This is a genomic window from Paenarthrobacter sp. YJN-5 (assembly GCF_015040095.1).
Lineage (GTDB): Bacteria > Actinomycetota > Actinomycetes > Actinomycetales > Micrococcaceae > Arthrobacter > Arthrobacter ureafaciens.
This window is the reverse complement of the sequence record NZ_CP053544.1, coordinates 1,498,690-1,512,283: the sequence shown is the minus strand read 5'-3', so window position 1 is coordinate 1,512,283 and position 13,594 is coordinate 1,498,690. Positions and strand designations below refer to the sequence as shown.

The window sequence follows — 13,594 nt, the reverse complement described above, 5'->3', positions numbered from 1 at the left end:
CCACGAAACAGGTGGGCCCCTGGCCCCATTCACCTAAGCGGTACAACAACTGATCACTGATTTCAGTGGCTTCCACTGAGCAGGACGAAAGGCAACACCATGGTTAAGCAGTCCATTTTCGGTCGGATCGCACAGCTCGCGAAGGCAAACATCAACTCTTTGCTGGACCAGGCCGAGGATCCGCAGAAAATGCTGGACCAGATGGTCCGCGACTACACGAACAATATTGCCGAGGCCGAGTCCGCAGTGGCACAAACCATCGGCAATCTCCGGATGCTGCAGGCCGACTACAACGAGGACGTCAAGAACGCCCAGGACTGGGGCAACAAGGCGCTGGCTGCCTCCCGCAAGGCCGACGAATACCGCGCTTCCGGTGACACCGTGGATGCCGAGAAGTTTGACAACCTCGCCAAGGTTGCCATCCAGCGTCAGATGGCAGCCGAGTCCGAGGCCAAGGCAGCGGAGCCGAGCATCGCTTCGCAGACCGAAGTGGTGGACAAGCTCAAGAGCGGCCTTGACCAGATGAAGAACAAGCTGAACCAGCTCACCGCCAAGCGCAACGAGTTGGTAGCCCGCTCCAAAACCGCAGCTGCACAGTCCCAGGTCCACGACGCCCTCAAGAGCATCGACATCATGGACCCCACCAGCGAAGTGGGCCGTTTCGAAGAGAAGATCCGCCGCGAAGAGGCCAAGGTCCTCGGCCAGCAGGAACTGGCTGCCTCCAGCCTCGACGCACAGTTCAACCAGCTCGAAGATCTGGGCGAGCAGACGGAGATTGAAGCACGCCTGGCAGCCCTCAAGTCCGGTGGCAGCAAGCCTGCCATTGGAAGCGGCGCCCCCGCCTCCAGCGGTGTAACCATCGACGAAGCAGATTTCGACAAGCTCTGATCACTGCCTCGGGTCACTGATCACTGAGTCGAGTAACTGGCCGGTCCTCCAAGGGCCGGCCAGTTTTGCTTAACGCCGGGATGATTGGGCTCCCTACCCGCCGCGCCTGCTCAGGGAACCGGAAACGCTGCCGGGTCCGTCGTGGGCCGGGCCGGAGCCGCTTCGGTGGCCACCTCGGCCCGGATCTCAAAACCGTTGGGATGGAAGTACGTCACAGTGCACTCCAGGACTTCGTCATCGGCACCCAGGGTGGTCCTCTCAAGCCGCGGCACTACCGGGAACTCCCGCACATTCAGGGCGTCAGCAAGGTGCTCAGGCGGTGCGTGCATGGTCACGGTAATCTCGGCCCGTTGCAGGGGTTTCAAGGTCCTGTCCTGGATCACCTGGTAGATGGAGTTCCGTTCTGCGTCAGCAAGGCTGATGTGCCGGCCGATATGGGACGGGATGAAGATTTCCGCTATGGCGTAGGGCCATCCTCCGCTGGAGTAGGAACGGCGGATGACCAGGACAAGGTTGTCCGCGGAGACGAGCTTGGCAGGGACGGTGTTGTCTTTTTCCATCCACTTGTACTCGATCAACCCCTTGACCGTTTTCATCCCGGCAGCCGTGAAGGTCTCCATGAAGGGGGCCAGCCGGTTGAGCATGCGGGCAGGGCGCTGCGCCATGACGAATGTTCCCTTGCCTTGGCGGCGCACAAGGAGCCCCTTGGCTACGAGGGTTTCCATGGCCTTCCTGACGGTGGTGCGGCTGATTCCGTACTCTTCCATCAGCGACTCCTCCGTGGGAATCCTCGCACCCGGTTCCAGGCGGCTGACGTGGTCCGCCAGGACATCGGCCACCTGTTGGTACACGGCCACGGGACTGTTCCGCTGCAGGACCTGGCCCTCAAGCTTTTGTGTGAAGTCTTCTTCGACCATTGGCCCTTCCCGGCGATCGGCGTGCCCAGCTGTTCGGGAATCGATGCTAGCACCGCATCAGGACGGTGCTGGATACGCATAAACAAAAGATCCGGACCAGTGATTACTGATCCGGATCTTTTCTCCAGTTGCGGGGACAGGATTTGAACCTGTGACCTCTGGGTTATGAGCCCAGCGAGCTACCGAACTGCTCCACCCCGCGTCGCTCAAACAACAATACCCTAAGCGGCAGGGTGCTGATGACCATATGGCGCCCGGAGTGCCCGAGATCACGTCGCGGATCTGCGTCCGCGAAAAACTCGCGTCCGTGAAAATTCGGGGTCCGTGAAAATATGCGGCCGCTAACCCAAACATGGGGTCCAAAAAATACCCGGAAAACAGAAAGTCCGGATCAGTAAGACTGATCCGGACTTTCCTCTCCAGTTGCGGGGACAGGATTTGAACCTGTGACCTCTGGGTTATGAGCCCAGCGAGCTACCGAACTGCTCCACCCCGCGTCGCTCCAACAACATTACCGTCCGCGGACCGGCAGTCCAAATCCTGGAGCCGTGATGTGCGTCTCCCCTGACCGGGAGCCCAGCGCCGGCCTCCTGTAAAGGCTTCGGCACCGGCTTCCTTAAGAATCGGCACAGGCTTCCTTAAAAAGCGGTGCCCGCTCCTGGTGGGAGCGGGCACCGGCCTTGCTATAAGGACTAGCTACTTGGGGAGGGCGACGGCGTAGCGCTGGGCGTCGCCGCCGGTGCGGGAGTTGCTCCCAGCCTGGCCTCGGCGTCGAGTGCCTTCTTCAAGGCCTCCGACAACTTGGTCTGCTGGGTTCCGTAAGCGGCGAAGTCGCCCTTGGCGAGAGCGGCCTGGCCGTCCGTGATGGCCTTGTTGGCTTCATCCAGTGCCGCCTTGAGTTCGGCCTTGGCGTCCGCCGGAGCCTCAGGCGTGGTGGTACCCGGCGGAGTTGCAGGAGTCTGGCCATTGTTATCGGAGTCCCCGGCCTTCGCACCGGAATTGCCGCCGAACAATTGGTCCAGCGCCTCATCCAGCGTTGGCGCGAAGCCGATCTTGTCGCCGAAGGCCACCAGGACGCGCTGCAGCGTCGGGTACGACGTCTCACCCGTCGACTTCAGGTAGACCGGCTGCACATACAGCAGGCCACCGCCCACGGGGAGCGTCAGCAGGTTGCCGTTCAATACATCCGAGGCTCCTTGTCGCAGGAGGTTCAATGCCTGGGACACGGTGGGATCGGAGTTGAACTTGTTCTGCGCCTGGCCGGGGCCCGGCACCTGCGTGTCAGTGGGAAGTTGCAACAGCCTCAACTTGCCGTAGCTGTCCGCCTTCACACCCTTGACGTTGCCGGCGTCGGAATCAGCAGCCAGGAAGCCATACAGGATGTTCCTCGCATTTCCGTTGACGGTCTGCGGAATGAAGGACGAGGTGAGCTGGAACGCTGGCTTGTCCTGATCGGGCATTTGCAGCGACATGTAGAACGGCGGCTGCTTGACCGGCTCCGAGACCGTTGGATCGTTCGGAACGCTCCAGGCATCGTTGTTCTGGTAGAAGCTGTCAGCGTCGGTCACGTGGTAACGGCCCAGGAGTTCACGCTGGACCTTGAACAGGTCCTCCGGGTAGCGGACGTGGCTCATAAGGTCACCGGACATCTCCGTGTACGGCTTCAGCGTGGTCGGGAAGACCTTCTGCCATGCCTTCAGGAGCGGATCCTGTTCATCCCATGCGTAGAGAGTCACCGAGCCGTCGTAGGCATCAACAGTCGCCTTGACCGAGTTACGGATGTAGTTGACCGAGCTGTTTGGCAAGGCAACCGTTCGTCCGGCAGTCGTTTGGGAGTCGGCGGTGGCGTTCTGCAGCTGCTGCGGCTGGGAATACGGGAAGTACTGGCTCGTGGTGTAACCGTCCACGATCCACTTCACGCGACCATCCACCACAGCCGGGTAGGCATTGCCGTCCACCGTGAGGTAAGGCGCCAGCTTCTCTACACGTTCGCGCGGGTTGCGGTCGTACAGGATCTGGGATTTCTCGTTGACGCCGTCGGACAGAAGCAGGTCCGAGGACTGGAACTTGATGGAGTAGAGAATCCGGTTAAGCCAGTTGCCAACATTCGGTCCACCGTTTCCAGTGAAGGTGTACTGGGTTTCCCCGGTGCCTTCACGCCCGGCCGGCCGGTCCTGCTCACGGTGGGGTGAGCCCTCCGGAGCGCCCACAATGGAGTATTCAGGCGAATTCTCGCCGAAATAGATGCGCGGCTGGTAGGAAGTGTCGTTGCCGAGGACACCACTGGACGGGATACCGGACTGCAGGAACTCCGGCTTGCCGTCGACCGTGAACTTGTTGCCCTTGGCTGCTACTACGCCGTAACCGTGGGTGTAGACGATGTGCCGGTTCACCCAGGTTTGCTGGTTGGCGCTGAGACCATCGGGGTTGAGTTCGCGCACGGCAATCACCGTGTCCTGAACCTTTCCGTCCACCGTGTAACGGTCCACGTTCAACGTCTGCGGGAACTGGTAATACGGACGGTACTGTTCCAGCTGGGAGAACGCCGAGGACACAAGGTTGGGGTCCAGGAGGCGGATGTTCGCGGCCGTTTGGGCGTCCTTGGCAAGCGCACCGCTCTGCGCCGTCGTCGTGGCGTTGTAGGCCGATACCTCGATCTTGTCCAGACCGTAGGCGGAACGGGTCATATTGATATTGCGGGAAATGAATTCCCGTTCCAGCGTGTTCTCCGACGGGCGTACCTGGAACTGCTGGATCACCCAAGGGTAGACGCCGCCGGCCAGGATCGCGGTGATGATCAGCATGGCGGTGCCGATGACCGGCAGGCGCCAACGGCCAATGACTGCGGCGACGATGAACAGGATAGCTACCAGGCCTGCCGCCACGGCCAGGATGGCCTTGGTTGGCACCACGGCGTTGACGTCCGTGTAGAGCGCACCGGCCCAACGGCCGGAGGCACTCTGAACCGTCGTGTAACGGTCCAGCCAGAAGTTGACACCAAGCAGCAGCAGGAACAGTGCGCCTGTGACGGCGATGTGGATCTGGGCTGCACGGCTGGTGAAGACCCCACGCTCCATGAGCCGGATGCTGCCGTAGAGGTAATGGGTCAGGATGCCGGCAATACCCGCAACTACGGCGATGCTGATCAGGAATCCCGTGACGAAACCAAGGAATGGCAATGACATCAGGTAGAAGCTGATGTCAAGGTTAAACAGGGGATCCGCCTGTCCGAAGGGTTCCTGGTTGAAGAACAGAAGAATCTTCTGCCACTGGCTGGCGGCAGCGCTGCCGGCGAAGAGCCCAAAAAGGATAGGCAGGCCGACCATGACGACCCGGCGCACAGGTTCCAGCTGCGCCTGGTAGCGGTTGAGGTTGTCGCGGGCTTCGGCGTCCGGGGCATACACCGGCCTGGACCGGTAGGCGATCCGGATTGCGAAGAAGACGGCGGCGAACATCATGGCAAAGCCGACCATGAACGTGATGATCCTGGCGAGGTTCTCGCGGATGTAGACCTCGAAGAAGCCCAACTGCTGGTACCACAGGACATCTGTCCACACATTGGCGAAGAAAATGAACCCGACGACCGCCACGGCCACGACAATGAGCGTCGGGGTCAGGGCACCTCGTCTCAGCGGCGATCTTCCGGGTGGGCTGGAGCTGGCGGGACGGGACAAACTCTGTACCTCATTGGTCGTCAGTTAAAAGTCGGTATGCGGGTGTTCGACGGCCGTCCCAGCTGGGTGCAGGTGAAGCCGTCATATATGCCACGAGTGGCGGCGGAGCTAAGTTCCACGGCCAGTCTAGTTGTTTGCGCAGGTGGGGAGGCCCGATGTGTCCTGGCCCGAGCCGAGCTGCTCCACGGCGGCCTTGGCATCCGCCAAGGTCTCCACCTTCACCACTTGAAGACCATCCGGGACGTTTCCCACGACGTCTGCACAGTTCGCTGCGGGGGCGAGGAACATCGTCGCTCCATGCTGCCTGGCCCCGATCATCTTCTGCGCTACTCCCCCGATGGGCCCCACAGCCCCGTCCGCAGTGATGGTGCCGGTTCCGGCCACATGCCGGCCGCCGGTGAGGTCACCGGGAGTAAGGGTGTCGACAATGCCCAGTGCAAACATCAGGCCCGCGCTGGGGCCACCCACGTTGTCCAGGGAAATCTTCACGTCGAAAGGGAAGGTGAAATCGCTGGACAGCAAAATTCCCAGGACGTAACGGTCGTTGGCATTCTTGGTTGGCGTCACCGTGACCGACGTCGTGGATCCGTTCCTGTCTATCCCGACGACCACCGATGCCCCGGCCCCGGCGGAGAGTTCGGCCTGGACCACGCTCATGGACGTGATGGCTTTGCCATTGATGGCAAGGAGGCGATCGCCCTCCTGCAGTTTGCCTGATGAAGGAGAATCATCGGAGAGCCCCGCGACCGTCAACCGTTGCTCAAAGGGAATGTCCAGCTCACGCAGTGCCGCCGCAACAGCATTCTCCTGCGAAGTTTCCATGGCGATCTCGCCCTGCTGAACGGTTTGTTCCGCGGTGGTGCCCTTGGGATAAATCAGTTCTTCCGGATAGACAGCCTTCGATTTATCCAGCCAGGCACGGAAAAGATCGTAGATGCTTGCCGGGCTCTTCGGACCACCGGCCATCAGGACAGTGGTCAGATCGAGGTTGCCTTTGGCCTGGTAGGTTTCATGGCCGGACACAGTGATGACAGGTTTATCGCCGTCCTGGCCAAGGGTATTGAACGTCGGGCCTGCGGACTCCACCACGTAAGGAACCGGAAGGGCAGCGGCTCCCAAACCGAGGCCCAGCGCAACCAGGCCCGAAACAACCATCATCATGTATCGGCTGGAGCCGCCCGGAGGCGCGGGCGCCGCGGACGTGGGATCGGCGTCGGGCGTTTGACGCGGGTCAACCGAACCTTCGGGGCTGGGCGAAGTAAGCATTGGTGCCTCTCTATGCCGCCACTGCCTGACGGCCAATTTTCTCTCCTGCCGCTACGGCGGCAGAGGGAACATACCAAGCATCCACACTACGCGTTCGTAAAGCCGGAAGGCCTCTTTGCCTACAGCGAACGGCGCACCACGCAGGCAGACAGCCCCTCCGGCGCGCGGTACGGTGAAAGTGATCACCAGCCAGTTCGACGATCGGCGGCACCATGTCTTCAAACCCCAGCAATCCGTCAAACGACGACGAAACCCCCAAGGATCCGCTAGCGGAAATGCTGCAGAACCTGATGGGCGGCCAGGGAATGGGAAACATCGATCCGGCCGAACTGGCAAAGGCCGCCGGGCTGCCCAACGACCCCAACCTGCTGCAGCAGATGTTTGCACAGGTCCAGGCCATGATGAGTTCCACCTCTGACGGTCCTGTCAACTGGCAACTCGCCCACGATAATGCCCGGCGGGTGGCGGCTGCCGGCGGCGATCCGTCGGTGAACTCCCAGCAGGCGCGCGAGATCGATGAAGCCCTTCGACTGGCGGAACTGTGGCTGGATCCTGTGACCGACCTTCCCTCAACCGGACTGATCGGCCGCGCGTGGTCCCGTGCCGAATGGGTCGAGGCGACGTTGGGGACGTGGAAGCGCCTTACGGAACCTGTTGCCAACAGCGTCGCAAACGCCCTGTCGAACGCCCTCAGCCAGCAAATGCCCGAGGAAATGAAGTCCATGATGGGCGGCGCTTCCTCGATGCTGCAGAACATGGGTGGAGCGATCTTCGGCATGCAGCTTGGACAGGCAATCGGCGCGCTCTCCGCCGAAGTCGTCAGCTCAACGGACATCGGCGTTCCTTTGGCGGACCTGGAAATGGCGCTCCTGCCTGCCAACGTAGCGAAGTTCGGCGAAGGACTGAGCCTGCCGGAGAACGACATCCGGCTGTTCCTCGCCGTCCGCGAAGCTGCCCACGCCAGGCTCTTCGTCCAGGTACCGTGGCTTCGCGGACACCTCTTGGGGGCCATCGAGGCCTACGCCCGGGGCATCCACATTGACATGTCCCGGGTCGAAGACCTCGCCAGGGACTTGGATCCGAGCAACCCGGAGGGTATCCAGGAAGCCCTGTCGCAAGGCGTCTTCACTCCCGAACGGACCCCGGCGCAGACGGCAGCCCTGGAGAAACTGGAAACCGCACTGGCGTTGGTCGAGGGCTGGGTGGACGAGCTCACCGCCGAGGCCACAGAGAAGGTCCTGCCTTCAGCGACGGCGCTGCGCGAGATGGTTCGGCGACGCCGCGCAACCGGCGGCCCTGCCGAACACGCATTCTCTTCCCTTGTAGGGCTGGAGCTGCGGCCCCGGCGTCTTCGGGATGCCGCAACACTGTGGGCAACCCTCAAGCAAGAGCGCGGCATCGAGGGCCGGGACGCCATCTGGCACCACCCGGACCTCCTGCCCACCGGCGAGGACCTGGACGATCCCAACGGGTTCTCCGAACGGCGCCGGCTTGCTGAGGCAAGCGACAGCGAAGTGGACGATGCCCTGCAGAAACTGCTCAGCGGCGGCTACGACACCCCGGATGATGCCGCGGCCCCGGACGAGCCCAAGGCCCCTGAGGATGGAGACCCGGACTCCGAATCCGGACCAACGAAGTAACGGCTCCGCGAAGAAACCCCTGAGCCAACAGCTACGGCAGTGGCCGCCCACGTAGGCGGCCACTGCTTTTGCTTGTCCGGCGTCGGGACTCTTTAGATCACTCCGGGTTCAAGCCACGCGAGGTGGCAAAGGCGACTCCTTCGAGAAAACCCTTGGCTTGCTGGGTTTGCGGATAGGCTTCCAGGAGACGCCAGAAATCCGCCGTGTGCCCGGCCACCAAGAGGTGCGCCAGCTCGTGAAGCAGGACGTAATCGATGACCCACTGGGGCATGGGCTGCAACTTGTGGGAAAGGCGGATGGTTCCATCGGCCGGCGTCGCCGATCCCCACCGGGAGTTCTGGTTGGTAACCCAGCGGACCGACGTCGGGACTGCCCTGCCGTCCAGGTAGGTCCGGGATAGATAGTCCGCCTGCTGGGCAAGCGCCTCATCGGTGGCCGGACGGCGTTTGCCCGAGCCGCCCGCACGGCGCTCCCCCTGCGTCTTCAACTTGGCCAGCATGCGGCGCACCCACTCACGTTCCTGGGCTTTGCTGAAGGAGGCGGGAATGGCCACCACCGCATTGCCGTCTTCCCAGAACGCCGCTACGGTCCTTCGCCGACGTGCGGAGCGCCTCACGAGCACCGGGGCGCCTTCCTCTGTGCGCAGCGGGATGTCGTCAGCCATCAGTGTCCGGAACTCTGTTCAATAACCTGCAGTACTGCTTCCCCATACCGCTCCAGCTTCGATGGCCCCACGCCTGCCAGCCCGGCCAACTGCTCCAAGGACCCGGGCCGGGCCTCGGCGATAGCTGTCAAGGTGGCGTCGGTGAAGACGACGTATGCAGGCACATCGGCTGATTGTGCCTCCTCGCGGCGCCACTGGCGCAATGCTTCGAAGGTCTGTTCCTCGTACGACGGCGGGCACTGGTTGCAGCGTCCGACCTTCCGTTCCGCCCCGGTTGCAAGCATGCTGCCGCAAACCCTGCACGACGCCGGGGCAGCCGCTTTTCGCCGCGGCTTACCGGCGCTGCTCCGGGCGTTGGCAGTTGCCACCGAGTCAGGACGAAGGCCGTCAAGGAACCGCGACGGCTTGCGGTTTGCCCTGCCGCCGGGCGTCCGGGCAGTGGACCAGGACAAGTTGAGGTGTTCGCGGGCCCGGGTGATCCCGACATACAGCAGCCGGCGTTCCTCGTCCACGTCCTCAGGTGAATCGGCAAAAGAAATGGGCATGAGGCCTTCACTAAGCCCTACCAGGAAAACGGCATCCCATTCCAAGCCTTTCGCGGCATGCAGGGAGGCAAGGGTGACGCCCTGCACCGTGGGAGCGTGTTGGGCCACGGAACGTTCCTGGAGCTCATTGACAAACTCAGCGAGGGTGAAGCTCTCTCCCCTGGTGGCGGAAAGCTCATCCGCCAATGCCACCAGCGCCGCCAAAGACTCCCACCGTTCGCGCAACGCCCCTCCGCTGTGCGGGGCATTCTCCGTATAACCCAGGGAAGCGATGATGTCCCGCACAACTTGGCCGAGGGACTCCTGCGGGCCTTCCGCCACTGCCCGGGTAGCCGCCCTCAACTGGAGGATGGCGTCGCGGACTTCCTTGCGTGCAAAGAACCGCTCTCCGCCGCGCAGTTGATAGCCGATTCCTGCGGAGGCCAACGCTTGTTCATAGGCTTCGGATTGGCCGTTGGTGCGGAACAGGATAGCGATCTCGCTGGCCTTGACTCCGGCGTTGAGCAGCTCCTGGATCTTCCCTGCCACGACTGCTGCTTCTGCCTCGTCATCAGGGCACTCCACGAACCGGGGATCGGGTCCGGCAGGCCGCTGGGCCACAAGTTCGAGCGGCGGTGCCCAGGCTGCATCGGCTGCCGGGCCACCGCTGCGGCGCGAGCCAAGGAGGTCATTGGCCAGCTTGACCACTTGGGGCGTTGACCGGTAGTCGCGGATGAGCTTGACCACCGTGGCTTTGGGGTACCGCGCCTTGAAGCCCAGGAGGTGCTGGGGGGAAGCACCGGTGAAGGAGTAGATGGTCTGGCTGGCATCGCCCACCACGCACAGTTCGTCGCGTTCGCCGAGCCAGAGATCCAGAAGCCGTTGTTGCAGCGGTGAGACGTCCTGGTACTCATCCACCACGAAGTGGCGGTACTGTTCCCGCACCGTAGCGGCCACCTTGGGATCTTCCTGCAGGATCCCAACGGTAATCAGCAGGACGTCCTCGAAGTCAATGACGTTCCGGTCCGTTTTGATGTCCTCATAGGCCTGGAACACGCGCGAGACGGCCGTGAGGTCCAAGCCGCCCGGAGTACCGCGGCCCTGCGCGTTTTCCAGGTAATTGGCTGGCGTCAGCATGGAGACCTTCGCCCATTCGATTTCCGCGGCGAGGTCCCTGATGGATGCGCGGTCGGTGCTCAGGCGAAGGCGGCGGGAGGCCTCCGCAATCATGTTCGCCTTGTGGTCGAGGAGGCTGGGCAGCGTGCCCCCGATGGCTTGTGGCCAAAAGAACTGAAGCTGCCGCAGCGCCGCAGCGTGGAACGTGCGTGCCTGTACGTTGGGTACGCCAAGGTCCCTGAGCCTGCTGCGCATTTCAGCAGCAGCGCGGGCGGTGAAGGTGACAGCCAGCAGCCGCTGTGGTGAGTAGACGCCCGAATGCACCCCGTACGCGATGCGGTGCGTAATGGCCCGGGTCTTTCCGGTGCCGGCGCCGGCCAGGACACAGAGCGGCCCCGTCAGGGTGCTGGCTACCTCGCGTTGTTCCTCGTCCAGGCCGCCCAGGATTCTGTCCTCAAGTGTCCCGTCGGCCGGCGTCATTCCTTCGATCACGGTTGGAGGTCTTCGATCACTCCGCCGTACCAGTGCTCTATCAGGGAACGGGCAATGGACAGCCGCGTGGAAATGGTGATCTCGCCGCGCAGCACGGCATCCTGCAGTTCTTCGCGACTGAACCACCGGGCGCGGGTAACCTCAACGCCGTCGGGCCGGGCAACGGCGTCGTCCGTGGTGGCAGTGAACCCCAGCATCAAGGACGCCGGGAACGGCCATGACTGCGAACCCAGGTACTGGCAGGCGGTGACCCGGACGCCAACCTCTTCGCCGATCTCCCGGACGACCGCCTGTTCCAACGACTCACCCGGTTCAACGAAACCGGCCAAGGTTGAATAGTTCTTTGCATCCGCCGGACCGCCGCCGCCCAGGAGCAAGCGGCCATCAGGCCCGACCACCGTGACAATGATCGCCGGATCCGTACGCGGGTAGTGTTCCGAGTTATCGGCGGGGCAACGCCTGACCCAACCGCCGGCCTCAACGTCGGTGGGTGTGCCGCACTGCGGACAATGCGTATGCGTAGCATGCCAGTTGCTGATGGCACTGGCCTCAACAAAAAGCGCGGTGTCGCTTGCATCCAGCCGTCCTGCGACATCCCGGAAACCTGCCCACTGCGTATCCGCCGGAGCCAGTGAACCGAGGGTCAGCTGTTCACGCACGGAGAAGAGGACAACGGGGGTGCCTTCCGGAACCGATGACGGGCCCAAGGTGGTGCCCAGGTAGATCGGGAGGACGTTCCCCGGCCCGGACTGGTTCAACCCCTGCCATAGAGTGAGGGCATGGCCGAACCACAAGCCTTGGCCGTTTACCAAGGCTTGGCGTTGTGAAATCACTATGGCCTTGGCCGTCCCCGAGGCAATAAGCTCCTCCACCATTCCCGGCTTGAGCCGTGCTGCGGAGCCGCGATCCACCAGGGCAGGGCGCACCGGAAGAACAGTGTCCATAAGGTGGTTGGCCAGGGCTGGAGACTCCGTATAGCTCATGTATCTACCGTACTGACTCGCACCGACAAATAACATTTCAAGCATCCCGATGTGGACGCCCGACGGACGCAGCCCGCGTACGGCCCCGATTCGTCGTTGATTTCCGGAAGATCTGGAGACTCGCCGCAGTGCATCATGGCCATGGGCGCGACTCAATCTACCGTTGAAGACGTGAGAAGAACACCGCTTGAATTGGCCGCCATTGCAACCGCGGCGGTGCCCGGGCTGGCGCCGACGGCCACAGCCCCCTCCCCTGACGACGCCGACTTCGACTCCGCGTTGCTGATGGATGGCGAGGGCAAGCGCTGGCGCGTCAGGTGTCCCCGCCACCCGGAGGCCAGCACGCGGCTCGAGACGGAGTTCATGATCCTGCGCGCTTTCGCGCCTGCCATCCGGGCCGAGCTGCCGTTCCATGTGCCTACCGTGGCAGGGACGGTCCGCCAAGGCGACCTCACGACCTTCGTTTATGCGCATTTGCAGGGTTCCACCCTCTCCATCGAGGAACTCTCCGAAGGCAGTCCGGACCTGGCACGCGAGATCGGTTCGGCACTTGCGGCGATCCACGATCTTCCCTTGGCGCTGGTCACCAATGCCGACCTCCCCAGCTATTCGGCCAATGAGTTCCGGCAACGCAAACTCAACGAACTGGACCAGGCGGCGACGACGGGAAAGATTCCGGCCGTCCTCCTGCGGCGTTGGGAACATGCGCTCGAAGACGTGGCATTGTGGCGGTTCAATACCTCGGTGGTGCACGGCGATCTCCACGAAGACAACCTCATGGTGCAGCACGACGCCGTCACTGCTGTCACCGGGTGGACCGACCTCCGCATCGGCGACCCCGCCGACGACTTCGCCTGGTTGGTTGCTTCCAATGAGGCATCGTTCATTGATGCGGTTCTGGCCCGGTACACGCAGGTCCGCCGCGAGAATCCTGATCCCCACCTGCTTCGGCGGGCGGCTCTCCTGGCCGAATTCGCCCTTGCGCAGTACTTGGTCAAGGCGATGGCCGTCGGGCACCAGAACATGACGGCGGAAGCCGAATCCATGCTGCAATCGCTCGCCGATGACATCGAAGAGCAAGCACGGAAGGATGAAGCAGCCCGCGCCGAGGAAGGCACCGCGGACGAGCGCGTGGATGCCGCTGCTCCGGCGGACGCCGGCACAAGTGTAGGGGCCGCTCAGCTGCAGGGACCGGCGCTTCCCGCCGTGAGTGTGGCGGCCATCCCTGACGCCGAAGCAGAGGCCGCTTCATCAGGTGCCGGGGACGTCGAGTCCGAACAGGACCCCGATGCCACGGGGACAATCCCCGTTGTCGCAGCAGGGCCTGCCACCGGGACCTCGGAGCAGGAAGACACCTCCACTACGGCCATCAACGTCGTCAAGCTGGCGCCGGTGCACGCGGCGGACAGGGCCTAAGCCCCACCGCCACG

The 13,594-nt window shown here is 62.9% G+C and carries 9 protein-coding genes and 2 tRNA genes; 3 read left to right on the top strand and 8 right to left on the bottom strand.

The features are described 5' to 3' along the window. The first annotated feature begins 99 nt into the window (after nt 1–99). Nucleotides 100–888 (top strand): PspA/IM30 family protein, encoded by a 789-nt coding sequence (locus HMI59_RS07150; protein WP_062097300.1) that lies wholly within the window; start codon nt 100–102, stop codon nt 886–888. Nucleotides 889–998: 110 nt separating this feature from the next. Here the strand turns inward: HMI59_RS07150 and HMI59_RS07145 are convergent, their stop codons facing one another. The 5 genes from HMI59_RS07145 to HMI59_RS07125 all read right to left on the bottom strand — a co-directional run bounded on the left by HMI59_RS07145 (nt 999) and on the right by HMI59_RS07125 (nt 6,745). Then, nucleotides 999–1,805, bottom strand: a complete 807-nt coding sequence (locus HMI59_RS07145) for a GntR family transcriptional regulator (RefSeq protein WP_193593218.1) — start codon at nt 1,803–1,805, stop codon at nt 999–1,001. 128 nt (nt 1,806–1,933) lie between these two features. Next, nucleotides 1,934–2,007, bottom strand: a tRNA-Met gene (locus tag HMI59_RS07140). 221 nt (nt 2,008–2,228) lie between these two features. After that, nucleotides 2,229–2,302, bottom strand: a tRNA-Met gene (locus HMI59_RS07135). 195 nt (nt 2,303–2,497) lie between these two features. After that, nucleotides 2,498–5,479: a UPF0182 family protein gene (locus HMI59_RS07130; protein ID WP_193593217.1), complete on the bottom strand. Its 2,982-nt coding sequence runs from the start codon at nt 5,477–5,479 to the stop codon at nt 2,498–2,500. A 126-nt stretch (nt 5,480–5,605) separates the two neighbouring features. Beyond that, nucleotides 5,606–6,745: a PDZ domain-containing protein gene (locus HMI59_RS07125; RefSeq protein WP_193593216.1), complete on the bottom strand. Its 1,140-nt coding sequence runs from the start codon at nt 6,743–6,745 to the stop codon at nt 5,606–5,608. 212 nt (nt 6,746–6,957) lie between these two features. Here HMI59_RS07125 and HMI59_RS07120 point away from each other — a divergent pair, with 212 nt between their 5' ends. Further along, nucleotides 6,958–8,385: a zinc-dependent metalloprotease gene (locus tag HMI59_RS07120; RefSeq protein WP_021471829.1), complete on the top strand. Its 1,428-nt coding sequence runs from the start codon at nt 6,958–6,960 to the stop codon at nt 8,383–8,385. Between the two features lie 97 nt (nt 8,386–8,482). On the opposite strand, the gene HMI59_RS07115 is transcribed toward HMI59_RS07120, so the two are convergent. From HMI59_RS07115 to nudC, 3 genes are read right to left on the bottom strand one after another with little or no spacing between them, the layout of a single operon-like run. After that, nucleotides 8,483–9,049 carry a M48 family metallopeptidase gene (locus HMI59_RS07115; RefSeq protein WP_021471828.1) on the bottom strand — a complete coding sequence of 189 codons (567 nt, stop codon included), beginning with the start codon at nt 9,047–9,049 and terminating at the stop codon, nt 8,483–8,485. After that, on the bottom strand, nt 9,049–11,169 hold the full coding sequence (locus HMI59_RS07110; protein ID WP_193593697.1) for an ATP-dependent DNA helicase UvrD2: 2,121 nt from the start codon (nt 11,167–11,169) through the stop codon (nt 9,049–9,051). The genes HMI59_RS07115 and HMI59_RS07110 overlap by 1 nt, the downstream gene beginning before the upstream one ends. A gap of 8 nt (nt 11,170–11,177) precedes the next feature. After that, complete coding sequence (gene nudC / locus HMI59_RS07105; RefSeq protein ID WP_166183400.1) at nt 11,178–12,164, bottom strand: NAD(+) diphosphatase; 987 nt, start codon at nt 12,162–12,164, stop codon at nt 11,178–11,180. A gap of 171 nt (nt 12,165–12,335) precedes the next feature. Here nudC and HMI59_RS07100 point away from each other — a divergent pair, with 171 nt between their 5' ends. Continuing rightward, entirely contained in the window at nt 12,336–13,580 is a 1,245-nt protein-coding gene (locus HMI59_RS07100; protein WP_227471559.1) for a macrolide 2'-phosphotransferase, read from the top strand. Nucleotides 13,581–13,594: the final 14 nt, after the last annotated feature.